At 71.0% G+C, this 22,273-nt stretch carries 30 protein-coding genes; 24 read left to right on the top strand and 6 right to left on the bottom strand.

Translation table 11 applies throughout. The features are described from left to right. Positions 1-366 precede the first annotated feature (366 nt). The 17 genes from ACZ7KX_RS40665 (at position 367) to ACZ7KX_RS40585 (ending at position 12,161) form a co-directional block, all read left to right on the top strand. Entirely contained in the window at positions 367-516 is a 150-nt protein-coding gene (locus tag ACZ7KX_RS40665; RefSeq protein WP_470330983.1) for a hypothetical protein, read from the top strand. Between the two features lie 190 nt (positions 517-706). Beyond that, positions 707-1,417 carry a 7-cyano-7-deazaguanine synthase QueC gene (gene queC, locus ACZ7KX_RS40660; RefSeq protein WP_470330982.1) on the top strand — a complete coding sequence of 237 codons (711 nt, stop codon included), beginning with the start codon at positions 707-709 and terminating at the stop codon, positions 1,415-1,417. Then, the gene (locus tag ACZ7KX_RS40655) at positions 1,414-1,815 is read left to right on the top strand and encodes a 6-pyruvoyl trahydropterin synthase family protein (RefSeq protein WP_470330981.1); all 402 of its coding nucleotides are present in this window, start codon (positions 1,414-1,416) and stop codon (positions 1,813-1,815) included. The genes queC and ACZ7KX_RS40655 overlap by 4 nt, the downstream gene beginning before the upstream one ends. Beyond that, a complete protein-coding gene (locus ACZ7KX_RS40650; RefSeq protein WP_470330980.1) occupies positions 1,812-2,525 on the top strand; it encodes a 7-carboxy-7-deazaguanine synthase QueE in 714 nt (237 codons plus the stop codon). The genes ACZ7KX_RS40655 and ACZ7KX_RS40650 overlap by 4 nt, the downstream gene beginning before the upstream one ends. Before the next feature lie 160 nt (positions 2,526-2,685). Continuing rightward, positions 2,686-3,468, top strand: coding sequence for an RNA-directed DNA polymerase (locus ACZ7KX_RS40645; RefSeq protein ID WP_470330979.1), 783 nt, complete (start codon positions 2,686-2,688; stop codon positions 3,466-3,468). Between the two features lie 11 nt (positions 3,469-3,479). Next, the gene (locus tag ACZ7KX_RS40640) at positions 3,480-4,043 is read left to right on the top strand and encodes a formylglycine-generating enzyme family protein (RefSeq protein WP_470330978.1); all 564 of its coding nucleotides are present in this window, start codon (positions 3,480-3,482) and stop codon (positions 4,041-4,043) included. Continuing rightward, positions 4,040-4,483 (top strand): hypothetical protein, encoded by a 444-nt coding sequence (locus ACZ7KX_RS40635; RefSeq protein ID WP_470330977.1) that lies wholly within the window; start codon positions 4,040-4,042, stop codon positions 4,481-4,483. Before ACZ7KX_RS40640 ends, ACZ7KX_RS40635 begins: the two co-directional genes overlap by 4 nt. Then, positions 4,483-5,517 carry a glycosyltransferase family 2 protein gene (locus tag ACZ7KX_RS40630; RefSeq protein ID WP_470330976.1) on the top strand — a complete coding sequence of 345 codons (1,035 nt, stop codon included), beginning with the start codon at positions 4,483-4,485 and terminating at the stop codon, positions 5,515-5,517. Before ACZ7KX_RS40635 ends, ACZ7KX_RS40630 begins: the two co-directional genes overlap by 1 nt. Continuing rightward, complete coding sequence (locus tag ACZ7KX_RS40625; RefSeq protein WP_470330975.1) at positions 5,514-6,461, top strand: radical SAM protein; 948 nt, start codon at positions 5,514-5,516, stop codon at positions 6,459-6,461. The genes ACZ7KX_RS40630 and ACZ7KX_RS40625 overlap by 4 nt, the downstream gene beginning before the upstream one ends. Further along, a complete protein-coding gene (locus ACZ7KX_RS40620) occupies positions 6,458-7,015 on the top strand; it encodes a phosphoribosyltransferase (RefSeq protein ID WP_470330974.1) in 558 nt (185 codons plus the stop codon). The genes ACZ7KX_RS40625 and ACZ7KX_RS40620 overlap by 4 nt, the downstream gene beginning before the upstream one ends. After that, on the top strand, positions 7,012-8,145 hold the full coding sequence (locus ACZ7KX_RS40615; RefSeq protein WP_470330973.1) for a glycosyltransferase family 4 protein: 1,134 nt from the start codon (positions 7,012-7,014) through the stop codon (positions 8,143-8,145). The genes ACZ7KX_RS40620 and ACZ7KX_RS40615 overlap by 4 nt, the downstream gene beginning before the upstream one ends. Next, the gene (locus tag ACZ7KX_RS40610) at positions 8,145-9,008 is read left to right on the top strand and encodes a 5'-3' exonuclease (RefSeq protein WP_470330972.1); all 864 of its coding nucleotides are present in this window, start codon (positions 8,145-8,147) and stop codon (positions 9,006-9,008) included. Before ACZ7KX_RS40615 ends, ACZ7KX_RS40610 begins: the two co-directional genes overlap by 1 nt. After that, positions 9,002-9,622: a PIG-L deacetylase family protein gene (locus tag ACZ7KX_RS40605; RefSeq protein ID WP_470330971.1), complete on the top strand. Its 621-nt coding sequence runs from the start codon at positions 9,002-9,004 to the stop codon at positions 9,620-9,622. The genes ACZ7KX_RS40610 and ACZ7KX_RS40605 overlap by 7 nt, the downstream gene beginning before the upstream one ends. 54 nt (positions 9,623-9,676) lie before the next feature. Continuing rightward, positions 9,677-10,270, top strand: a complete 594-nt coding sequence (folE, locus tag ACZ7KX_RS40600) for a GTP cyclohydrolase I (protein WP_470330970.1) — start codon at positions 9,677-9,679, stop codon at positions 10,268-10,270. Between the two features lie 34 nt (positions 10,271-10,304). Next, positions 10,305-10,667 carry a hypothetical protein gene (locus tag ACZ7KX_RS40595; protein WP_470330969.1) on the top strand — a complete coding sequence of 121 codons (363 nt, stop codon included), beginning with the start codon at positions 10,305-10,307 and terminating at the stop codon, positions 10,665-10,667. 53 nt (positions 10,668-10,720) lie between these two features. After that, positions 10,721-11,950 (top strand): methyltransferase, FxLD system, encoded by a 1,230-nt coding sequence (gene fxlM, locus ACZ7KX_RS40590; RefSeq protein WP_470330968.1) that lies wholly within the window; start codon positions 10,721-10,723, stop codon positions 11,948-11,950. 52 nt (positions 11,951-12,002) lie between these two features. Continuing rightward, a complete protein-coding gene (locus ACZ7KX_RS40585; RefSeq protein ID WP_470330967.1) occupies positions 12,003-12,161 on the top strand; it encodes an FxLD family lanthipeptide in 159 nt (52 codons plus the stop codon). Positions 12,162-12,253: 92 nt separating this feature from the next. On the opposite strand, the gene ACZ7KX_RS40580 is transcribed toward ACZ7KX_RS40585, so the two are convergent. Together ACZ7KX_RS40580 and ACZ7KX_RS40575 are read right to left on the bottom strand one after the other, a co-directional pair. After that, the gene (locus ACZ7KX_RS40580; RefSeq protein WP_470330966.1) at positions 12,254-12,829 is read right to left on the bottom strand and encodes an HD domain-containing protein; all 576 of its coding nucleotides are present in this window, start codon (positions 12,827-12,829) and stop codon (positions 12,254-12,256) included. Positions 12,830-12,842: 13 nt separating this feature from the next. After that, positions 12,843-13,076 carry a hypothetical protein gene (locus ACZ7KX_RS40575; RefSeq protein WP_470330965.1) on the bottom strand — a complete coding sequence of 78 codons (234 nt, stop codon included), beginning with the start codon at positions 13,074-13,076 and terminating at the stop codon, positions 12,843-12,845. 91 nt (positions 13,077-13,167) lie between these two features. Here ACZ7KX_RS40575 and ACZ7KX_RS40570 point away from each other — a divergent pair, with 91 nt between their 5' ends. Further along, a complete protein-coding gene (locus tag ACZ7KX_RS40570; protein ID WP_470330964.1) occupies positions 13,168-13,536 on the top strand; it encodes a hypothetical protein in 369 nt (122 codons plus the stop codon). Positions 13,537-14,092: 556 nt separating this feature from the next. Here the strand turns inward: ACZ7KX_RS40570 and ACZ7KX_RS40565 are convergent. Further along, positions 14,093-14,809 carry a GbsR/MarR family transcriptional regulator gene (locus tag ACZ7KX_RS40565; RefSeq protein WP_470330963.1) on the bottom strand — a complete coding sequence of 239 codons (717 nt, stop codon included), beginning with the start codon at positions 14,807-14,809 and terminating at the stop codon, positions 14,093-14,095. 263 nt (positions 14,810-15,072) lie between these two features. On the opposite strand from ACZ7KX_RS40565, the gene ACZ7KX_RS40560 reads away from it, so the two are divergent. From ACZ7KX_RS40560 to ACZ7KX_RS40545, 4 genes are all read left to right on the top strand, one after another. After that, positions 15,073-15,480 (top strand): hypothetical protein, encoded by a 408-nt coding sequence (locus tag ACZ7KX_RS40560; protein ID WP_470330962.1) that lies wholly within the window; start codon positions 15,073-15,075, stop codon positions 15,478-15,480. 32 nt (positions 15,481-15,512) lie between these two features. After that, on the top strand, positions 15,513-16,292 hold the full coding sequence (locus ACZ7KX_RS40555) for an alpha/beta fold hydrolase (protein ID WP_470330961.1): 780 nt from the start codon (positions 15,513-15,515) through the stop codon (positions 16,290-16,292). Between the two features lie 495 nt (positions 16,293-16,787). After that, positions 16,788-17,018, top strand: a complete 231-nt coding sequence (locus ACZ7KX_RS40550; RefSeq protein WP_470330960.1) for an acyl-CoA carboxylase epsilon subunit — start codon at positions 16,788-16,790, stop codon at positions 17,016-17,018. 223 nt (positions 17,019-17,241) lie between these two features. Continuing rightward, positions 17,242-17,745 (top strand): universal stress protein, encoded by a 504-nt coding sequence (locus tag ACZ7KX_RS40545; protein WP_470330959.1) that lies wholly within the window; start codon positions 17,242-17,244, stop codon positions 17,743-17,745. Between the two features lie 569 nt (positions 17,746-18,314). Here the strand turns inward: ACZ7KX_RS40545 and ACZ7KX_RS40540 are convergent. Further along, positions 18,315-18,539 carry a histidine phosphatase family protein gene (locus tag ACZ7KX_RS40540; protein WP_470330958.1) on the bottom strand — a complete coding sequence of 75 codons (225 nt, stop codon included), beginning with the start codon at positions 18,537-18,539 and terminating at the stop codon, positions 18,315-18,317. After that, positions 18,443-18,820, bottom strand: a complete 378-nt coding sequence (locus ACZ7KX_RS40535) for a histidine phosphatase family protein (RefSeq protein ID WP_470330957.1) — start codon at positions 18,818-18,820, stop codon at positions 18,443-18,445. Before ACZ7KX_RS40535 ends, ACZ7KX_RS40540 begins: the two co-directional genes overlap by 97 nt. A 327-nt stretch (positions 18,821-19,147) precedes the next feature. Between ACZ7KX_RS40535 and ACZ7KX_RS40530 the strand changes: the two genes are divergently transcribed. Further along, complete coding sequence (locus ACZ7KX_RS40530) at positions 19,148-21,094, top strand: potassium transporter Kup (protein WP_470330956.1); 1,947 nt, start codon at positions 19,148-19,150, stop codon at positions 21,092-21,094. 54 nt (positions 21,095-21,148) lie between these two features. Here the strand turns inward: ACZ7KX_RS40530 and ACZ7KX_RS40525 are convergent, their stop codons facing one another. Continuing rightward, positions 21,149-21,733: a hypothetical protein gene (locus tag ACZ7KX_RS40525; protein ID WP_470330955.1), complete on the bottom strand. Its 585-nt coding sequence runs from the start codon at positions 21,731-21,733 to the stop codon at positions 21,149-21,151. A 140-nt stretch (positions 21,734-21,873) separates the two neighbouring features. Between ACZ7KX_RS40525 and ACZ7KX_RS40520 the strand changes: the two genes are divergently transcribed. Next, positions 21,874-22,074, top strand: coding sequence for a hypothetical protein (locus ACZ7KX_RS40520; protein ID WP_470330954.1), 201 nt, complete (start codon positions 21,874-21,876; stop codon positions 22,072-22,074). The last annotated feature ends 199 nt before the right edge of the window (positions 22,075-22,273 follow it).

The following is a 22,273-nucleotide window of genomic DNA, read 5'->3' as shown; positions in this document are numbered from 1 at the left end:
GGTCCACCGACTGCGCAGGTCATCAGCGCCTTTTCAACATCACTGCCGCCTGTTGCAACAAGTCTGCACTGTTACAAGGGGCTTGGCAGCTGCTTCGGTATGAGCCCCCAAGGATTGTGCACCTCGGATTGGGGCCCTCCGTACTGCCGCAGAGCCGGACGCCCCACGGCGCCCGCGCGCTCCGGCCGTCTTCAGAGGGACAGTCACACAGTCACACCCCCAGGACCAGCAGCTCTCCGGACAAGGACGCCGATGACCACGAACCTCTCGCCGCCGACGCACCCCGTACACGCATCGACGGCGAACCCGCGCCAACCGCAGCCGGGTACCGCCGCCCGGATCCGGACCACGGAATCCGGTGACTCCGTGGACACGTTGATGTCGACCTTCTGGCTGCTGGGAAACGTCGTCGCGATCACCCTCCTGGGGGTGATCCTCAACCAGCAGCTGAGCCACCAGGACGTCGCGCGCACGCCGACCCCCTCCCGGTCCGCGCCGGACGTTGGCGAGGCCTGACCCCACGGTCTCGCGCCCCATCCCCGCGACCTCCGCTCCGGCCGGCTCCGCCGACGCGACGCGCTCGCCTATACACCGGCTCAGGTCCGTCCGAGCGTGGCAGACCGAACTGCCGGCCCGGTCGCAGAAGTACGACACCGAACTCGCTCCGACCTCCGTCAGCGGAGGACTACGAGGAAGACGTATGGAGATGACTGAACACGTTCCCCCGCAGCACGCGGTGGTGATCGCCTCCGGTGGGCTGGACAGCACCACCGTCGCCTACTGGCTCGCCGACAGCGGCTGCCGGATCACGCTGCTCTCCTTCGACTACGGGCAGCGTCACCGGAAGGAGCTCGACTTCGCGGTCCTGGCCGCCGCCCGCCTCGGGGCCCGACACGAGCTGGTGGACCTCAGCGGGCTTGGCTGCCTGCTGTCAGGTTCGGCGCTGACGGACGCCTCGGTTGAGGTGCCCGACGGCCACTACACCGCCGAGAGCATGCGCAGCACCGTGGTGCCGAACCGGAACGCCATCATGCTGTCGATCGCCGTGGGGGCGGCGGTTGCGGCGGGCGCGGACGCGGTGGCGTTCGGGGCCCACGCCGGCGACCACGCCGTGTACCCGGACTGCCGTACCGAGTTCTTCGACGTGTTCGGTGAGGTGGCGCGAGTCGGCAACGAGGGCTTCATCGCCGAGGGCTTCCGGCTGCTGGCCCCGTTCATCGACCAGACGAAGGCCGATATCGTGCGGGTCGCCGGGCAGGTCGGTGTGCCGTTCGCGGACACGTGGTCCTGCTACCGCGGCGGCGAGCTGCACTGCGGAACGTGCGGGACGTGCACCGAGCGGATCGAGGCGTTCGTGCTCGCCGAGGTCGAGGACCCGACCGAGTACGCTGCCGCGCCCTCCGGAGTGAACCGGTGAGCCGCGTCGCTGTATCTGGCGGGTTCCGGATCGGGAAGGCGTTCCGGTTCGAGGCGGCCCATTTCCTGCCCGGTCTGGCGGAGGGGCACCAGTGCGGCCGGATGCACGGCCACTCCTACCAGGTGGAGTTCGTCCTCACCGCCGACCGGCTGGTGCCGCCCGGCTTCGTCACGGACTTCGGCGACCTCGCGCCGGTGAAGAAGCTGATCGACAGCACCCTCGACCACCGGACGCTGAACGACGTCCTGCCGCTCGCCCCGACGTCGGAGAACCTCGCGGCCTGGCTGGCTGCCTGGTTCGTGGAGCACGCGGAGCCGTCGTTGCCGGGGCGGCTGGTGTCGGTACGGGTGTCGGAAACGGCCAGCAGCTGGGCCGAGTTCGTGCTGGAGGAGCGGTGAGTCTGCTGGGTGGCGCGATCGGCGCCGGCAAGGGTCTGCTGGTGGCGGAGTGCTTCGGCCCGACGTTCCAGGGCGAAGGTCCCAGTACGGGGCAGCAGTCGCTCTTCGTCCGCCTGGCCCCGTGCAACCTCCACTGTCCGGGGTGCGACACTCCCGAGACGTGGGACTGGTCCCGGTTCGACCCGCGCGAGGTGTCCACGCGGCACAGCGTCGAGGACCTGGCGGCGTGGGTGATGGCCCGCTCGCCGCGGCTGGTGGTGGTCACCGGCGGAGAACCGCTGCTCCAGCAGCCCGGGCTGAGCAACCTGGTGCAGCTGCTGTCGGGGCGGCGGGTGGAGGTGGAGACCAACGGCACCGTCGTCCCGCGGCCGGAGCTGGTCGAGTCGGTGGCGGCGTTCAACGTGTCGCCGAAGCTAGAGGCCTTCGCCGCGCCCGGCGACCGAAGGATCGTCCCGCAGGCGCTGACGGCGTTCGCGGCCTGCGGAAAGGCCCGGTTCAAGTTCGTCGTGAGCGAGCCCGCCCAGCTCGACGAAGTCGCCTCCCTTGTCGAGACGTTCTCGCTTCCCGACATCTGGATCATGCCGGAGGGCACGAGCAGCGAGACGGTCCTCGGCCGGATGAGGACCCTGGCGGACGAGGTCCTGGAGCGGGGCTGGAACCTGACCCCGCGGCTTCACACGCTGCTCTGGGAGGACGAGCGTGGCCGCTGAGGACAGCAAAGCGCCTGGACGGCGCGGTCGTTCCTGCTCCCCGAGGCCGCGCGTGTTGGGTAGCGGCCAAGAATGCGGTGGGGAGGAGAGCCGGATCCTGCATGCCGTCCAGGCACCACCCACTATAGCCAACTCCCGTCCTGCGCGCGCCCATTCGCTGATGCCCTTCCTCGTCGAACCCCACCACCTGAAGGCGGCCGCGCGAGCCTGCATGCGCCGGGCCGGATCGCCGGGTGCCGACGGGATGAGCTGGGCGCAGTTCCGGCAGGGCCTGGACGGCCGGCTGGAGGTCCTGGCCGAGGACCTTCGCACGGGTTCGTGGTCGCCGGGGCCCCTGCGCGAGGTGGTCATCACCGCGTACACCGGAAAGACGATGCCCTCAGTGATCCCCACGGTGGCCGACCGGGTCGTCCAGCGGGCGATGCGGGCAGCGATCGAGCCGGTGCTGGAGCAGCGGGCGTTCGCCGACTGGGTCTCGGGCTACCGGGCCGGGCGGAACCGGATCACTGCTCTGCGCGAATGCGACCGGCACCTGCGGGAGGGGTTCCGGTGGGTGGCGGACGTGGACGTGCGGAGGGTGTCGGAGGGGTCGTGCGCGCCCGAGGTCACCGACTGGCTGGCCGAACACGTGGCGGACGGCTCGTTCCTGCGGCTGTTCGAGCGGGTCCTGAAGCCACTGCCGTTCCCGCTCATTCCGGGCACGGCGCTCGCGCCCCTGCTGATCAACCTGCGGCTGTCCCGCGCCGACGCGCGGCTCGCCGGCCTGCGCACGGTGCGGTTCGCGGACAACTACTGCGTCTTCTGCGACGGCGCCGAGCAGGCCGGTGAGGCCCTCGAAGCCGTCGCCGGGGCGCTGGCGCGGTGCGGGTTGCGGCCCAACATCACCAAGTCCAAGGTCTGGGCCGGGGTGAACGCCGAAGACCTGTTCCTGATCGCCGGATGAAGGGGGCAGCGATGACGACGGACCCGGCCGGCCACGCGCTCACCTGGGTACCGGTGCCGGGCGGTGTGTGCCTGTTCGGCGACCGGCTGAGGCCGCTGCGGGTGGCCGACCTGGAGTGGACGGCGACGCCGCTCACGCCCGCCCAGCTCGGGCTCGCCCCGGACCACCGGCCGATGGTCGGACTCGCCCACGCGCAGGCGGCCCGGATCGCGGCCGATCTGGGCGGCCGACTGCCGCTGTCGAAGGAGTGGGAGTGGGCGGCCTCCGGGCCGCAACGCCGCCGCTACCCGTGGGGCGAGGAGGAGCCGGACGAGGGCCGGGCAAATCTGCGCGGCTCCTGCGGGCGGCTCACCCCGGTCAGCTCCCATCCCCACGGACGGACTCCGACCGGGCTGTGGGACATGGCCGGCAACTGCTGGGAGTGGACTGCCTCGAAGACGATCGGCGACGGCTTCGTGATCCGCGGCGGCTCCTACAACTCCCTTCCGCTGTACGCCCGGTGCACGTTCCTGAACGCCGCGCCGGCCGAATCGGCTTCGCCAGGCATCGGCTTCCGGGTGGTGAGAGCAACGTGATCGGCGACCTTCTGATCGCGGGCTGCTCGCGCCGCAAGGCGCCGGCCCGTGGGCTGGTGCCCGCCTTGGAGCTGTACGCCGGAGGTATCGCTCCGGAGCTGAACGACCGCTTCGCCGATCACCCGCACGCCCGCAGCCGGATCCGCTTCCTGTCCGCGGCCTACGGGCTGGTGGGTGCGGACGATCTGATCGCCCCTTACGACCAGCGCCTGACCCGTGACCGGGTCGAGGGGCTGCGAGCGATCGTGAACGGCCAGCTGCGGCGCGACTTCGCCGCGAGCGGTGTGCCTCGGCGGGTGCTGCTCGTCCTCGAACCCGACTACCTGGTCCTGCTCACCGACCTCCTGGCCCTGCCGGAGCGCCCGGTCCTGCACTGGATTCCCGACCCCCGCGGCTGGCCCCAGGCCTGCGCCGTGCTCGACGAATGGAGGTGGCCGTGATGCGCACCCTCGCGGAGGCCCTCAGGGCCTGGCCCAACACCCACCAGTACTTCACCAAGGGGTTCACCACCCGCACCGGGCTGGGCTGGCACCAGCCCACCCCTGCGGGCGGAGGCGCCGGCCGTTCCCTGTCGGTCGTGATCCCGGCCTGCAACACCGCCTACGCCCTTCCCACGGTGCTGGACGCGCTCGGCGCGCAGCAGCACGCGGCCGACGTGGAGGTGATCCTGGTCGACGACGCGTCCACGGACGCGACGTTCGAGATCGCACGCCGCCACCCGGTGGTGACCACCGCGGTACGCCTGGCCGCGCGGCGCGGCTCGGCGGCGGCGCGCAACACGGGCGCCCGCCTCGCCCAGACCCCGACCGTCCTGTTCGTCGACGCGGACATGGTGCTGCCCCCTCACGTCCTCGCCGACGTCGCCACCCGCGCCGCCGCCGACACCGTGCTGACCGGGTTCCGGCACAACGTCCCCTACCAGGCGTCGCCCTGCGGCGACCCGCTGCTGCCCGAAGGACCGCCGCTCCTCACGGCCGATCACCGCGTCACCTGGACGCCTCCGGTGGGCAAGGTCCTGCCGTACTCGGGCATCACGCTCACCGACGACCTGGACGGGCGTCCGCTGGACGCCACCGACGACTTCCAGAGCCTGGGCTACGGGCGGTCCTACTACGACTGGGACCTGCCCAGGATGGCCGTCACGGCGCTGCTCGCCGTTCCTCGCGACCACCTGCTGAACGTCGGCGGCTTCGACGAGGAGTTCGGGGCCTTGGGCTGGGGCATGGAGGACACCCACCTCGGCGCGGCCCTGATCGCCTCCGGCTGCCTCGTCATCCCGCTGCGCCAGGCCGTCGGGTTCCACCTCGACCCTCCGGACGCCGCAGCCCAGTGGCAGACCAAGCTCGCCGCCTGGCCCGCGACCCTCGCCCACTACCGCCACCTGCTGTCCCAGCCCGCGCCCACCGACCTCGGCCATGTCTTCGCCACCGCCGCCGACAAGCACCTGACCGACGCCGAGGTGATCACCCGATGATCCGTACCTTCGCCGCCGCCACCTTCGGCGACACCACCGTCGTGCACGACCCCGCGGTCGGCACCAACCACATCTCGCCCCAACCGTTCCCGGTCGGCCGCGTCGCCCTCGACGACCAGCAGGTGGCCGCCTGGTCCCTGGCCGACCTCGCCCGGCTCGCCCTCGTGTACCCGCTCAGCATGTGCTGGTCCCCGATCGTGCGCTGCAACCTGGCATGCCCGCAGTGCCTCGACGACAAGAGCGTGCGTGAGTCCACCGCCGCCGAACGGCTCGCCCTCGCCATGCACATCGCCGCCTCGGGCGTCCTGGGCGTGGACATCTCCGGGGGCGAACCGCTGCTGCTGCGCGACCTGCCCGACCTCGCCCTCGCGATCCGCCGGCACTGCACCAGCGTGGTCAGCTGCACCACCAACGGCTGGCATCTCGCCCGCCGCGCCGGCGAACTCGCCGGCGCCCTCGACGCGATCCGGGTCTCCCTCGACGGCGCCACCGAGACCACCCACGACACCTGGCGGGGCCGGGACAGCCACCGCCGCGCCGTCGAGGGCATCCGCGCCGCTGTGCACGAAGGCCTGTTCGTCCAGCTCCAGATGGTCCTCATGCAGTCCAACAAGCACGAGGCCCAGCAGCTCCTGGACCTCGCCGCCCGGCTCGGTGCCTGCGGAGTGACCTTCCTCCAGATGCTTCCGATCGGCGACGGCGCCGCCCTCGCCGACGAACAGATGCTCACCGACGAGCAGGCCCAGGAGACCGTCAGCCCGCTCACCGTCCCCGACGGCGTACGGGTCCGGCTGCGCACCCGGCAGAGCGCGGACGGCTTCACCGTCCTACGCGCCGATGGCTACGCCTGGCGCAACACCGGCGGCGCCACCGGCATCTCCGCGTTCATCCCCGTCACCCGCCCGGCCGACCTGCGCCTGCCCACTCCCGGGAGCACCTCATGACCGACCACCCGTACGCCGCGAGGCGGGTGTTCGCCCAGCACGTGCCGTTCGCACCGACGCACTTCCAGTGCTTCGACGCGGCCCGGATGATCGCCGAGTCCGTCGTCGGGACCGACCCGGACGTGACCTGCGTGATCGGCATCGCCTCCGGCGGGACCAAGCCGGCCCGCCTCATGGCCGACTACCTCAAGGTGCCCTTCCACACCGTCACCGCCAGGCACAACACGAGTGATGCCCCGTTCCAGCAGGCCACCGGCAACGTCGAGGTCCTGCTTCCTCACGGCTTGCCGCGGCGCCTCACCGGCACGGTTCTCCTCGTCGACGACATCGCCGGAACCGGAGCCACGTTCGCCGCCGTCACCGACGCGCTGCGCGACCGGCTCGACGACGACGCCGAGATCATGACGGCGGCGCTGTTCCGCAACCGCGGCTGCACACGGAAGCCGGACCGGTGGGCCTGGACCGTCAACGACTGGGTCGCCTTCCCTTGGGAGACACCCCACCACGGACCGACCCAGCCCGTCCCCGCTCTGCGGCAGGTGAGCGCCCGATGAACGTCCGCCCCACCTCCCGCGGCATCCTGCTGGTCCTCGCCTCCTGGACCCCCGACGCCCCGGCCGGCATCGAACGCGCCACGGCCGCGCTCGCCCTCGGTCTCGCCCAGAACGGCCACCGGCCCGTCATCGCCACCGCCGCACCCCAGCCCGAAGGCCCCGGCCTTCCCGGCGTCACCATCGCCCCACTGCGCCTCGACGACATCCGGTTCCCCTGCGACGACGACGTCCTGCGGCGCGCCGTCACCTACCAGGACACCAGGCTCACCCGCCAGATCCGGGACCTGATCACCGAGTACCACATCGACACCGTCCTGTTCACCGACGCCCTCTGGGGCCTCGGCCGGCTACGCGGCGAGATCCCCGGACACGTCCGCCGCGCGCTCGCCGCCCACGTCAAGCCGCACACCCTCGATGCCGGGCCCGCCCTCGCCCGCGCCACCCGCGTGCTCGTACCCTCCCCAGTCGTCCGTGACGAGCTGACCGGCTGGGGCCCGCGCAACCTCCGCATCGTCCCCAACGCGCTCATGCCCGACACCTCCGTGGCCGTGCCCCCGCCGGCCCGCCGCGAGCAGCTGCGCCGCAGCGGACCGGTGCGCGTCCTCGCACGCCTGGGACCGGAGAAGGGTGTGCTCGACCTCCTCGAAGCCGCTTCCGGCTGGGACCGGCCCATCGAGGTGGCCCTCGCCGAAGCCGGGTTCGAGGCGAGCGCGGGCTCGCAGTCCGAACTCCTCACACGCTGCCATCACGCTGCGGACCGGCTTCCCGATGTCCGCCTACGCGGACCGCTGGCCTGGGACGAGGTGCTGCCCTGGCTCGCCGAAGCCGCCGTGGTGATCGTCCCCAGCCACAAGGAGACCTTCGGCCTGGTCGCGCTGGAGGCCATGAGCGTCGGCACCCCGATCGTCGCCTACCGGGTCGGCAACCTGCCCGAGTTGATCAGTCCGGCCGGCGACAGCGACCACCTGCTCGCCGATCACAAGGCGGGTCCGGCCGCCCTCCACCGGGCAGCACAGAGCCTTCTGGAAGATGACATACTGTATGCCGCGACTACACAGACCGTGTATCGGAGAGCGGCCCAGTTCGAGCCCCGCCGAATCGCTGACTTCTTCCTGGAGGCGGTGTCGTGATGCCCGAAACCCCTGAAACCCCTGCGCCGTTGCTGCTCGTCGACGGCTTCAATCTTCTGTGGGCGGGCACGTTCGGGTTCCCTGCCCCGATCTTCTCCCGTGACAAGACCCGCGAGCTGACCGGTCTGTTCGCCTTCTTCGCCCTGCTGCGCGCCACGATCCGTGACGACCTCGACGTCGCGGCCCCTGAGGTCCTGGTCGTCTTCGACGGCGAGCACGGCACGGCCGAGCGCGTGGCCACCGACCAGGAGTACAAGGCGAACCGGGAAGCCACGCCCGAGGCGCTCAAACCGCTGCAGTTCCTCGCCCCGGTGAAGGACGGTCTGGACGCGTACGGGATCCGGTGGGTCGAGGTCGAGAACGCCGAAGCCGACGACGTCATCGCCACCCTCGCCGCCCGGGCCGCCGTCTCCCGGCCGGTCCTGGTCATGTCGCGGGACATGGACTTCTACCAGCTCCTCGACGACCGCGTACGCGTCCTCAACCGCTCCCGGAAGTCCTCCCAGCGGATCATCACCGCCGACGAGGTCATCGCCCGCTTCGGTGTGACCCCTGCCCAGTGGCCGGCCTTCCGCGCGCTGACCGGTGACAAGTCCGACAACATCCCCGGCGTCCGCGGTGTCGGCCCTAAGGTCGCCTGCACGCTGCTGCGCGACGGCATGGACCTCCGGGACCTTCCCGGCTCCGGCCGGCTGACCGGCGCCAAGGGCGCCGCGATCACCACCGCCTGGGCCGACGTCCTGCGCTGGGAGACGATGATCACGGTACGCCGCGACCTGGACGTCCCCGTCGCCCCCCGGGGCAAGGCGAGCCCGCAACTGCCCAAGCCCGCCGACGTCGTCGACAAGCTCGGACTGTGGTGAGCGCCACCCGGCCGGGATCGGTCCTGGCCGTCTTCGCGCACCCCGACGACGCCGAGCTGTGGGCCGGCGCCACCCTCGCCCTCCACGCCCGGTGCGCCGCTGTCACCGTCGTCGTCCCGCACCGCGACGAGGCTCGCGACGCCGAGGCCCGCAAGGGCATCGCGACCCTCGGGGCCGAGCTTCGCCAGGTCCCCCGGCTCGACCACGCCGCCCTGCAGGAGCTGCTGTTCGAGGTCCAGCCGGAGGTCGTGATCACGCACCCGCTGGGCGACGTGCACCCCGAGCACCGGGCCGTCGCGACCACCGTGCTCGGGGCCGTCCCCGAACCCCGGATCGCCACCGGCCACCCTCGCCGCTTCTACACCTGCGACACCTACAACTCGCTGACCCTCGACGGCCCGGTGCGCGCCGACGTGATCGTGGACGCCACCGCGACCTTCGACACCAAGATGGCCGCGCTGCACGAGCACGCGAGCCAACCGATCGAGCAACACTTCGGGCCCATGGCCGAGACCCTCGGCCGACTGTGGGGCGCCCGCATCGGCACCCGGTACGCGGAGGCGTTCACCGCGGTACCGATCCTCGGCTGCCTGCCCGGCGCCACCCATCTCTGACACACCGCACTACGCGGCCCTCTCACCGTCAACCCGCCCCAGGGGAGAAGACCCATGACGTCCATACCCGTACAAGCCCGGCGCCGCCCCGTCGACCGCCCGCGCGTCGAGGAGCTGACCCGCCAGCTGCTGCTCGCCCTCGGCGAAGACCCCGACCGCGACGGCCTCAAGGACACACCCCGCCGATTCGCCGACTGGTGGGGCGAGTTCCTCGACCACGACCCCGGCCGGCTCGACACCAGCTTCGCCCACGAGCGCCAGTACGGCGACTTCGTCCTGCTGACCGGCATCGAGGCATGGAGCATCTGCGAACACCACCTGCTCCCCTTCCGCCTCGACGTCTCCATCGCCTACGTTCCGGACACCTCCGTCCTCGGCCTCTCCAAGCTGGTGCGACACCTGGAGGCCCACACCCACGCCCTTCAGCTCCAGGAGCGCATCACCTACGACGTCGCCCACGACCTCGCCAAGGCCGCCGGCACCGACGACGTCGCCGTATTCACCACCGGCGAGCACCTGTGTATGAGCATGCGCGGCGTCAAAGCCGCCGCAGTACGCACCACCACCATGTGTCGGCTCGGCCGCACCGAGAACGACCCCAGCCTGGCCACCCGCATCGAACGGCTGGCACTCCCCGTCCGCGCCTGACCACCTCCCGCCCACGACACCCCAGGAACCAAGCATGGCCGTCCACACCTTCACCCTCACGGCCTCGCTGGGCACCGACACGGCGACAGCCGAGACCTGGCAGCTGCTGAAGGCCTCGCCACCGGTCGGCTGCACCTACGGCCCGGAGGTCTTCCCCCTCGCCGGCCAGGTCCACACCAACCACGGCCTCGTCCTCGACGACCTGGGTGTGGAGGACCCCTCCAAGTGGATCGGCAACGACGCAGACCAACCCGACAGCTGCGCCGGAAGACGAGTCCCCCGGACTCCGGCCGGTCCCGCCCTTTCACCTGACTGGATGTCCGTAGGTGAACCGGTGGGCAGCGCCGACGACGCCGCCCATCGCCGACAGTGGCGGACCATACACTGTCGGCTCTGAACTGCACTGCCTAGCCGTTCAGTTGACTGCCCATCACACGAGAGAGGGTCCCCATGCCCGACACGGTGGAGACCAGCATCACCAGCACCGACACCCCCGAGCAGCTGCGCTCGGCGATGACGGAGAAGCTGCTCGCGGAAGGCAAGATCACCAGCGAAGGCGTCGAGCGCGCGTTCCGCGCGGTGCCGCGCGAGGTCTTCGTTCCCGAGGCGCCCGCCCGGCAGGCCTACGACGTTGACGACGTCGTGATCACCAAGCGGAACGAGCACGGCATCGCGATCAGCTCCGTCTCCGCCCCCCGCATCCAGGCGTTCATGCTGGAGCAGGCCGATCTCCAGCCCGGCCACCACGTCCTGGAGATCGGCTCCAGCGGCACCAACGCCGCGATGATCGCCGAGATCGTCGGCGACAAGGGCGAGGTCGCCACCCTGGACATCGACCGGGACGTCACCGACCGCGCCACCCGGGGCCTGACCGCCACCGGCTACGACCGGGTGAACGTCGTCCTCGGCGACGGCGAACAGGGCTGCGCCAAGCACGCCCGCTTCGACCGCATCCTGGTCACGGTCGGGGCCTGGGACATCCCGCCGGCCTGGGTGAACCAGCTCACCGAGCACGGCACCATCACCGTCCCGCTGCGGATGCGCGGCGTCTCGCGCTCGATCACCCTGCGCCGCGACGGCGACCGCCTGGTGAGCTTGTCCGCGGAGATGGCCGGGTTCGTGCGGATGCAGGGCGAGGGCGCGCACCAGGAGCAGCTGCTGCTCCTGCGCGGCAAGGAAGTCGCGCTGCGCTTCGACGAGGCCCGCCCCGCCGACACCGACCATCTCACCGGTGCGCTCGGCACCGAGCGCGTCGAGGAGTGGACCGGGGTGGCGGTCGGGCAGACGGAGCCGTTCGACTCCCTGCACCTGTGGCTCGCCAGCGCGCTGCCCGGGTTCTGCATGCTGTCCGTCGATCCGAACCTGGACACCAAGCACGTCGCCCCGCAGAATCGCATGGCCTGCCCGGCGATGACGGACGGGGCGAGCCTGGCCTACCTCGCGCTGCGCAAGGTCGGCGACGACCCGAAGACGTTCGAGTTCGGCGCGCACGGCTACGGCCCCGACGCTGCGAAGCTCGCCGCGGAGCTGGCCGAGCAGGTACGGGTCTGGGACCGCAGCCACCGCTCCGGGCCGGGCCCGCAGTTCACGGTCTACCCGGCCGGAACGCCGGACGACCAGCTGGGTGAAGGCCGTGTCATCGACAAGCGGCACACCCGCATCACGATCTCCTGGCCCTGATCTACAGGGCCAGGCAGGACAGGTAACCAACCACCTAAGGAGGGGATCAGCAATGGCGCCTCAGACGCTCATCGCGTCGGAGACCGAGAACACCTCGGTCACCAGCCTCGACGCCTCGGAGTTCGACCTCGACCCGACCATCGTGGAGAGCGGCGACGTGTTCGCCAACCTGCTGCGCGACACGAACGACAACTGCGGCAGCACCTGCTGAGGGCCATTCCTCCGGGGTGGTCGAGACATCACAGCGACCCCGGCCCGGCGCCGAGCGACTCCGCCCAGGCGACGGGCCCAGGCTCGGTGCGGCTACTTCTCTCCGAGGGCGTGGCGGAGCCAGTCGAGCGAATCGGTCGCCAGGATTGCGTCGGCGAGGTCCTGAGCAGTCTTCGTGGTCAACCGGCCACGGCTGTTGTCGATCCACCGCTGGGCGTTGGTGTAGCCCTGCGCCAGGTACTCGACCCCTTGGATCAGGCACTCCAGCTTGTCGGCGTCGCGGGCGCAGACCGCTTCGGGAGACTCCTTGCCTTCGTACTCGGCGATGAGATCCTGCACGGTCGATGCCAGCACCTCGGGCATGCCCCTGACCTGATCGGCCGTGACGGCCTCGGGGTCGGCGCTGGTCGCGTACTTCTTGCGGACGTAGTTGACGTCACCGGTCCGCGTCTCGGCGACGTCGTGCCAGGTGGCCAGGAAGGCGGCCCGAGCGGGATCGGCGCCTTCGAGCCTCGCGATGATCGAGGCAAGGAGCGAAGTGCGCCAGGAGTGCTCGGCAACCGACTCGGGATCGCGAACACCCGCCATCCACCAACCGGTGCGCTTGGTGTGCTTGAGCGTTCCCGCCTCGAAGAGGAACCGGGCTACCGGGGACAGGTCTTCCGCCACCGTCTGACTCCTCTCACGCCTCGGCGAGGCGGATTGCGTAACGAATGTTCTCCAGCTCGCGCCGCCTGTGCGGCGACACCTCTGCGTTATCCAACATCACGGGAAGCCTGTCGCGTAGCGCGGTTGCCGCCGCTCCCGAGCGAAGCAGGGTCGGTCGAACCTGGAGCAAGGACCACAGGGTGTGGATGTTCAGGTCCAGGTAACCGTGGTCGACGTTGAGGCCGCCGTGGAAGACGGCTTCCTCCATGAACGGGCTGACGCGGGCCGGCTCGCCGGAGACGGCGACGTTGACGCCGAGCCCGCGGTAGTGCGCGGTCAGGGCGAGGGCCAGGGTCGTCTTGCCGGCGAGCGACGAGTTCGACTTCGTCGCCGAGCTGGACGCCTTCGCCGCCCACCTGATGACCGCGGCCCGCACGGCCCGCCACCACCGGCTGCTCATCGCCGACCGCACCCCGGCCAGCGTCATCGCCTACTCCCGCCACCGGCCCGCGTGCCTGCCCCTGGACACCCGTGTCGGCCGGCTCTGCGAGCTGGCCGACACGGCTCCCGGGCACCGTCGGCGCAGCCCGGTCCAGGCCGCCGGGGCGTACGGCCAGCAGATCGCCGACACGCTCCACAGCGTCTCGGCCTGGGACTGGGACTGGGACATGAACGGCCTGCGAACCCTCCCGGCCGCTGGACGATCATCACCGCTATATTCCACCTGACCTGCATCGCAGCAGCCCCGATCACCTACCTGCCGCTCGCGGCCGAGCTTGGCATCCCCGTCGGTGCATGCCCGACGGTTCCGGAGGTCACCGCAGCCGTCCTCGCCAACCATCGTCGGCGCGGCCTCTTCCTCGACCCCGGCGGCCCGGATGCCCGCCAGGTCGGATCGTCCTTCCTCAACCCGCGCATCACCACCGCCCAGGCGACGCAGTGGTCATGTCGCGGCTGCCCGGTCCACCGGGACAGCGACGACGACCTCCGAGCCAGCGCCGGGTGACTCATGGAGCTTGTCGGATGCCGGCCGGGCTGGGCCAATCGCCGACGGAGTGCGCTGCTCGGAACCCCGGACCCTCACAGTCACCGCTCACGGACAGGCGACAGCGGCAGCGTTCGATCAGGCGCTCGCTGACCTCGTCGCCCGGGTCGCGGCTGCAACCGGAATCATCCTCCAGCCCGAACCGATCGTCTTCGACCGCCCGGTCGGCGGCATGCCGGCGGCGCGGCGGGAGGCGCTCACGGCTGCGATCAGGGGCTGCCGGCGAGTGCGGTGGGGGGCTACTCGGTTGCTGTCCGGCGCTGCTGCCACTGATCGACGACCTGCTGGAGGGTCTCGCTCATCAGGGTCAGGAACTCGGCGGAGTCCCCGAAGCGGGCGCCGGCCGGGGTGGTGGGGCCGAGGGCTTCGGCGGCGGTGCGGAGTTCGGTCACCAGCGCTCTGTGCATCCGTACCGCCGCCAGGGTGGACCGGAGCCAGATCTCGCCGTCGATGACGTAGCGCTCGCGACGCTCGCCGGGAACCCGTTCGCGCCGCAGAAGGCCCTGCTGCTCCAGGAAGGCGACGGCGTGCGAGACGGACGCCGGACTGACACCCAGTTGCCGGACCAGGTCTCCGGCGGTGAGGGCGCCCTGATCGGTGACGAGCAGGCAGACGAGCACCTTGGCGCTCATCGTGGGCATGCCCTGCTGCTCGATCAGCATCGTGACGGTCTCCGCGACCTCCCGCACCACCTGCGGGTCGCGGCCTCGGCCGTCCGTGGCAACCGGTGGTAGCGCGGGGGATGGTTGCTGCTTGGGCCGACGCGCGCGATGGTGGGTGGCTTCCTGTGCCCGGTCCGCCCGGTAGCCCTCCGGCCCGCCATTGCGGGCGACCTCGCGCATGATCGTCGAGCCGGGACGGTCCAGGCGTCGGCCGATCTCCGTGTAACCGAGCCCCTCGGCCAGCCCCGCAGCGATCTGCCGGCGGTCCTCGTCGGTGAGTCTGCCTCCGGGCATCGGTGTTCTTCTCCTCTGTGCCGGTGCTCCCGTTTCTCCTGCGGCACAGTATCCGAACAGACGAGGATCATTGCAATGCCTGTCCTCGAAGGGCCCTTGCGTTCAGCGTCAGGGTCATTGCAATTTGAGTCACCCACGCCTTGGTATCTGTGGAATTTTCGACCCCGCGAGCGTTGATTGTTTCATGAACGCAATGTACGGTCGTAGGCGTTCAGTGATTGCCGAACAGTCACGAACCATCGGGCTGAAGGAGCGACCCCACCGTGTCAATCACCCTCTCCGAACAGGACAAGCAGACCCTCCGCACCGCCGCGCACGGCGCGATCGCGCTGCTGGTCGCCGCCGGCGCCACGACCAAGCCGCACAAGATGGCCGCCGAGGGTTCCATAGCCCTGTCGTCCGCGACCGGCCTGGTCGGGCACGTGCTCGCCGAGAAGTCGGAGGACCCGAACCCGGAGGGCTCGTCCGTGGCCGCGATCGCCGACCGGGTGCTGCCGGCCCTGACGGCCGCGATGAGCCTGCTCAAGCAGCAGGACCAGGCCGAGGCCGACAACTTCCGCAGCACCGTCCTGGTCGCCGTCGCGTCGGCCACCCGGATCCTCAAGGGTGAGCCCCACCCCGTCTTGACCGACATCATCCGCAAGATCACCGCCGCCCTCGACGCAGCCTGACGGCATCGGTCCACATCACCAGGAGGAAAGCCATGACGAACACCCAGTGGACCGGCCTGGTGCCGGTGGACGACACGGCCCTGGCCGTCACCGACACCGGCGGCCCCGGAACCCCCGTGATCTATCTCAACGGCCAGTTCGCCACCCAGGGCTACTGGCGGCACACCATCACCGAACTGGGCACGGGCTGGCGGCACATCACCTACGACATGCGCGCCCGCGGCAGGAAGTCCGGGCGCTCGGCGGACTACTCCTTCGAGACCATGCTGACGGACGTCGACGCCGTGCTCGCGGCCCGGGGCGTGGAGCGGGTGGTGGTGGCGGGCTGGTCCTACGGAGCGTTCGTCGCGGCGTACTGGGCCAGCCGGAACCCGGAGCGCGCACTGGGCGCGGTCATGGTGGAGGGCGCGCAGCCGTACGACTGGCTGGACGACGCGATGGAGCAGCGGATCCGCAGGATGTTCCGGCGGATGTCCCCGTTGGTGGCGCTGGCACGTCCGACCGGCTTGACGCCCCGGATGACCGCCGCACAGATGGCGGAGTGCAACATCGAGCTCGGCAAGGTCGCCCGGGTGAGCGCGATGGGCCCGGTGCTGGACGCCATCGCGGTCCCGGCTCGGTACGTCGTCGCTTCGGGCTCCTCACTGGGCAGCAAGGGCGACGAGCAGGAGCGGATCCGGGCAAGCCTGCGGGCGGTGACCGAACGCAACCCGCACATCGAGATCAGCGCGAAGGTCGCGAGCAACCACGACCTGATTCTCAAGAAGGACTTCCGCGCCGTCGCCGATGCCATCCGCGAGGTGGTCCGCTGAACGCGAGCTGCCACGATGCCTCCCCCGGTCATTCCCGTGGCACGACGCCAAACGCCGGACACGGACTGCCGCACCCACCGGACGGTTCCCCGTGCCGGCCATGAGCGTGAGTACGTGCCAGTGCGCAGCATCGGCCCCGCCACCTGCAGTCCAAGGCTTCTGAGGTCGACGCCTGGGTGAAGCAGCAGCGGATGTCCGGTGGCTGACGCCGGGAGACGTGAAATCGAGGTGGCCCCAGGTGTTCGAGCGGGGATGCCCGGCGCGTCCGCTCGGGTCACGGGGATCCGGGGGCTGATCGGTCGGCGAGCGGCGGCCGCGCGGAGGCGTCCCGGTCGGGCTGGACGCCTCCGTGGGCTCACTTCCGGCCCTCTCCCGCGCTCCGGGCTCCGGCTCTGCGGATTCCCCTAGGCGTGGATTCCTACGATCGAAGCCGCCCCGAAGCGCGCCGGTCACCGGTCCGACCCGCGCCGACAGCACTCACCCGGGAGGGGACCCTTGCCAGTCGACGAGCCGATCGGCCGCAATGCCGAGGAACCCGTCCTGCGGATCGTGCGCGGTCGGCTGGACGAGGACGAGCTCGCCGCCGTCGCCGCGGCGCTGCTGCTGGTGCGCCGCCGCTCGGCGGCGCCGGCAGCCGAGGCGCCCCGCACACCACCGGCAGGGGTGCCGCGACGGGCCTGCTGGCTGTTCGCGGACTACCGGGCCCCCGGCGCCTGGGCGGCGTGATCCCACGCGCACCGTGCACCTGGACGGGCCGGGTGGTCAAGAGCGCGTTAACCCGACGGCCCTGCGCGTAGGGAAGGCGTTAACGGAATGGCCTGCCGCCATCCCCCGGAGTCTCATGGATCCCAGGGATACCCGGAGATCTACTGCAGATTCATCAGCCTTACTACTACTCCTCCGATGATTCCCAGGAACAGCAGCAAGTCAACGCGAAGGAAGTACCACCATGGCCGAGGACACCCGGATCGTCGTCGGAGTCAGCGGATCGGCCGGCAACCTGGCCGCCCTGCGCCGCGCCGTGCAGGAGGCCCGCCTGCGGAACGCCGTACTCGTCCCGGTGATCGCTTGGACTCCGGTCGGCGGCGAGGCCGTCTACCGCACCACACCGTGCCCGCCGCTGGCGGAGCTCTGGGCGCAGGCCTCCCGGGACCGGCTCGACACCGCCTTCGCCCTGTCCTTCGGCGGGTACCCGGCGGACGTCCGCGTCGAGCCCGTCGTGATGCGCGGTGAGACCGGCCCGGTGCTCGCCCAGGTCGCGGACCGACCGAACGACCTGCTCGTGGTGGGCACCGGCCGGCGCAATCCGCTGCGGGCACTGCTCCAGCACGGCTCGGTGAGCCGCTACTGCCTGGCGCACGCCGTCTGCACCGTGGTCTCGGTGCCGCCGACCGCCACGGTGGACACCGGCGCGGCGGCCGACGGCCGACGGCCCGTCCTCGCGGCCGCCTGACGCGGGGCCGGACCGGCCCCGCCCCGTCCCCGCACGCCCATCGACCGTTTCGTTTCACCAGAGTGAGTCACCCATGATCGCCCTCGCCGCCCTCGGCCGCGTGCGGAGCGCCCTCGCCGGGACAGTCCGCCGCCTCTCCGAGAGCCCGCTCCTGCACGCCGTCGCCACGCATGCGCCGACCTGCCCGGGCCCGGAGGCACCGGAGCACAGGCCGCCCCGGGCATGATCGCGCCCCCTACCCGCGCCGATGTCGAGGATCCGCGCACGTCCGGTGGGCACCAGGCCCAGCACGTCACGGTGGACCTCTCCGAAGGTGACCTCTTCGTACTGGACCGCCAGCGCGTCCGCCGCCCCGGCACACCCAGCGGTTCCCCTGGCCTGGCCGATGCCGTGTCCGTCGGCAGCTGATCGATCACCTGCGGCCGAAGACTACCGGCCTGCAGATTCTCGACATCACCCCGCCGTGCGGCCGAGACCGCGAGAGCCCCCGACAAGCACGGGAACCCCGACATCACGAGGTCGAGTTCAGTGCCGGCGTCTCGCACGGCGGGCGTGACGCCGGCCTGCCGCTACGGGACGTTCCAGGCCGAGATGACCGGCCGCCCGTCCTCGACGGCCAGGTGGCTGAGCGAGCCCGGGTGCGGATGACCGAGCAGGCCGGCGGCCGATGCGTCGAGCCCGATCCAGCGCACGGTGATCACCCGCGCCAGGTGGCCGTGGGCGACCACGACGACATCGCCCTGCTCCAGCAGCGGCCGGACCCGGTCCAGCACCGCGTCCGTGCGCGCGGCCACCTGCGGGAGCTGCTCGCCGGGGTGGTCATCGTCCCGGGGGACGACGCCGTCCCGCCACAGGTCCCAGCCCGGCCGGATCTTCCCGCGAGCTCGGCCGTCCGCATCGCACGGCTCAGCGGGCTGCTGAACACCGCTACCGGACGACGTCGGGCCAGCCTCGGGGCGAGCGCCCTGGCAGCGGCCTCGCCCGCATCGGTCAACGCGACGTCGGTACGTCCGGCGTGTCGGCCTGACAGGCTCCGCTCGGTCTGTCCGTGGCGGACAACTATCAGCTCTCCCATGGCCGTGCACGATATCTGATGATCCGTCGGCCTCGTCCAGAGTATGCGTTTTCGGGACTCAGCGGACGACGGTTCGACCGCGCACGCTGAACCCCGCACCGGTGCCGATCCGTTGACTGTGGGTGCCGATCGGCCGTCGCACGGGCGCCCGTATGGAAGGTGTTCCGGGTGCATAGCGTGCCGACCGGCCGCTCGCGTACGCGGAACGCCGGATTCCGGGGAACTCGACGACGCGGCGCCCCGACCCCCGTGGATGCGCGTGCGATCATCGGCCGCACCCACGCACCCGAGCCGCGTCGCAGCTGCTCGCACGGAGGAGGATCCCCCATGGCCGACCACGGTGCCGCACCACAGCCGACGGAGGTGCGGCATCCGGGTGCGCAGAACACGGCCGGCCTCGCGCTGGTCGTGGGGGCCCTGGGCGTGGTGTTCGGGGACATCGGGACCAGCCCGATCTACACGATCCAGACCGTGTTCAACCCGGACGACCCGCACCCCGTGCCGGTCAGCACGGAGAACGTGTACGGGGTGGTGTCGCTCATCTTCTGGTCGGTGGTGGTCATCGTGCTGGTCACCTACGTCCTGCTGGCGATGCGCGCCGACAACGAGGGCGAGGGCGGCATCATGGCGCTGATCACCCTGCTGCGGCGCTGGGGCTCGGACCGGGGCCGCAAGGTCACCGCGGTGCTGGCCGCGCTGGGCATCTTCGGCGCCTCGCTGTTCTTCGGCGACAGCATGATCACCCCGGCGATCTCGGTGCTGTCCGCGGTCGAGGGGCTCAAGGTGGTGGAGCCGTCCCTGGAGGACGCGGTGGTGCCGCTCACCGCGGTGATCATCGTCGTGCTGTTCCTGGTCCAGCGTCGCGGAACGGCGGCGGTGGGCCGGGTGTTCGGGCCGGTGATGATCGCCTGGTTCGCCGCCATCGGCGCGTGCGGGGTGTCCGGCATCGCCGACCACCCGCAGATCCTCAGGGCACTGTCGCCGAGCTACGCGCTGGGCTTCCTGTTCGGCCACTTCGGGACGGCCTTCTTCGCCCTGGCCGCGGTCGTGCTCGCGGTCACCGGCGCCGAGGCGCTCTACGCCGACATGGGCCACTTCGGCCGCCGGCCGATCACCCGGGGCTGGCTGTTCCTGGTGTTCCCGGCCTGCGTGCTGAGCTACCTCGGCCAGGGCGCGCTGATCCTCGGGGACCCGCACACCATCAGCGGCCCGTTCTTCCTGCTGGCGCCGGGCTGGGCACGACTGCCCATGGTCGTGCTGGCCACCGCCGCGACCGTCATCGCCTCCCAGGCGGTGATCACCGGCGCCTACTCCGTCGCCTCCCAGGCCGCCCAGCTCGGCTACCTGCCGAGGCTGCGGATCGCGTACACCTCCGAGTCAACCATGGGCCAGATCTACGTCCCCTGGATCAACTGGCTGCTGCTGGTCTCGGTCCTCACCCTGGTCTTCGCCTTCCGCAGCTCCGCGGCGCTCGCGTTCGCGTTCGGCATGGCGGTCACCGGCACCATCACCATCACCACCCTGCTGTTCTTCTACGTCGCCCGCGCCCGCTGGGGCACACCGATGTGGCTCGTCGTGGCCGGCGCGACACTGCTGCTCTCCGTCGACCTGCTGTTCGTGGCCGCCAACGCCACCAAGCTCCTGCACGGCGCCTGGCTGCCGCTGCTGATCGGCATCACCGCGTTCACCGTCATGACGACCTGGCAGCGCGGCCGCGCGATCGTCACCGCCGAACGCGCCCGGCACGAGGGCCCGCTGCGCGGGTTCGTCGACGACCTGCACAGCGGGCAGGTGCCGGCGCTCCAGGTCCCCGGCACGGCCGTCTTCCTCAACCGGGGCAAGGAGACCGCGCCGCTGGCCCTGCGCGCCAACGTCGAGCACAACCACGTACGGCACGACCAGGTCGTCATCCTTGCCATCCGGACCGAACCCGTGCCCCGCATCCCCGCCGACCAGCGGATCACCGTCGACGACCTCGGCTACGCCGACGACGGGATCATCCACGTCACCGCCCGGTTCGGCTACATGGAAACACCCGACGTGCCCACCACCCTGGCGATGCTCGTACCGGCCGACACCGAGGGCCGGCTGCAGCTCGACCAGGCGTCCTACTTCCTGTCGAAGATCGAGCTGCGGCGCGGGAAGGAACCGACGATGGCCCCGTGGCGCAAGCGGCTGTTCATCGCCACCTCCTACATCACCGCCGACGCCGCCGAGTACTTCGGCCTCCCCCGCGAACGCACCGTCATCATGGGCTCGCACATCGACGTGTAGGCGGACCGGCCGCAAGCGGTCAGGGTCCAGGTCCGGCGCGGCAGCCGTCGGTGGTCAATCAGTCACCAGATAGGCCACCAGGCTCGTCAGACCGGAAACGACCGCCAGCGCGGCGAGGGCCTTGAACAGGCCGACGGCCACCCGCCACAGCACCCGCGGCAGGCGTCCCTCGCGCCGGTGTGCCGCCCACCGCGGTGCGACCATCTCGACGGCCTGCGCGAGGCCCAAAGGACCGGCGACCACGGCGAACAGCCCGACGGAGATCCCGAGCACCCGGACGCCGGCATAGGCGACGCCGACCCGGTAGGAGGTGTCCTCGGACGCGGCGTACTGCACCGGCACGCGGGCACCGACCCGCAGCTTGCCGTCGTACGGGACCGAGCGGACCACGCCGCTGCCCGAGTCAGGGGTGAAGTCGCCGTAGCACGTGGTGTGTTCCTGCTTGCCACTGCCCTCGGTGAGGCAACCGGCAACCGTCAACAGGCCGGGCTGCCCGGCGAGTCGGAGCGGATAGGCGATGGTGAACGCGCAGACCGCGGTCAGGGCCGCGCCGGCCAGCATCACGGCGAGCCCCGCCAACGCCAGGACCGGTCCGGCGCACCACCGCCCGGCCTTGGTCTTCGGATCCCTCAGGTACACGACTCCCCCGTTCCCTGCGCGGCGTGCTCCGTCACGTTCCAGGCCGGTCCGCGTCCGTCTTGGCTCCGGCCTTGGCCGGGGCTACGAGCCCGGCACCGCCCGTCGACTCCCGCCGGCTCGGGTGCATAATCCCTCCCGTGATGTCAGGAACAGCCCGCCCCAAGTGGCGCTCCGCGCTTCGTGCCTTCGTCTTCTTCTTCGTCGGCGGCTCGCTCGGCTTCCTCATCTGCGCGCTGGTGACGCATCGTTCCGCCGGCGAAGTGCCCTGGGCAGGCGTGCTCTTCGGCTCGACCCTCTGCGCGGCGCTCACCGCGCTCGCCCCGGCGCGACACCGACGCTGAGACTCCCCGGCGCAGTGAGAGAACGGCACCGGAGCGCGGTCGGCGCAGGCCGGTCACGACCGTCTCCACCTGCGCCTCGCAGGGGTCGCTCGTCGCGGTCCTTCTGTCGGTAACGGGTGAAACGAGGACCACGGACAGCGGATCAAAAGCGGGTCACTTCGTGATCTCTTGATCATCCTGACTTCACTGGTACGGGAGT

The organism is Kitasatospora sp. NPDC038210 (assembly GCF_055600605.1).
Note: the sequence above shows the minus strand (reverse complement) of the source record. Positions and strands in the feature narration are given on the sequence as shown.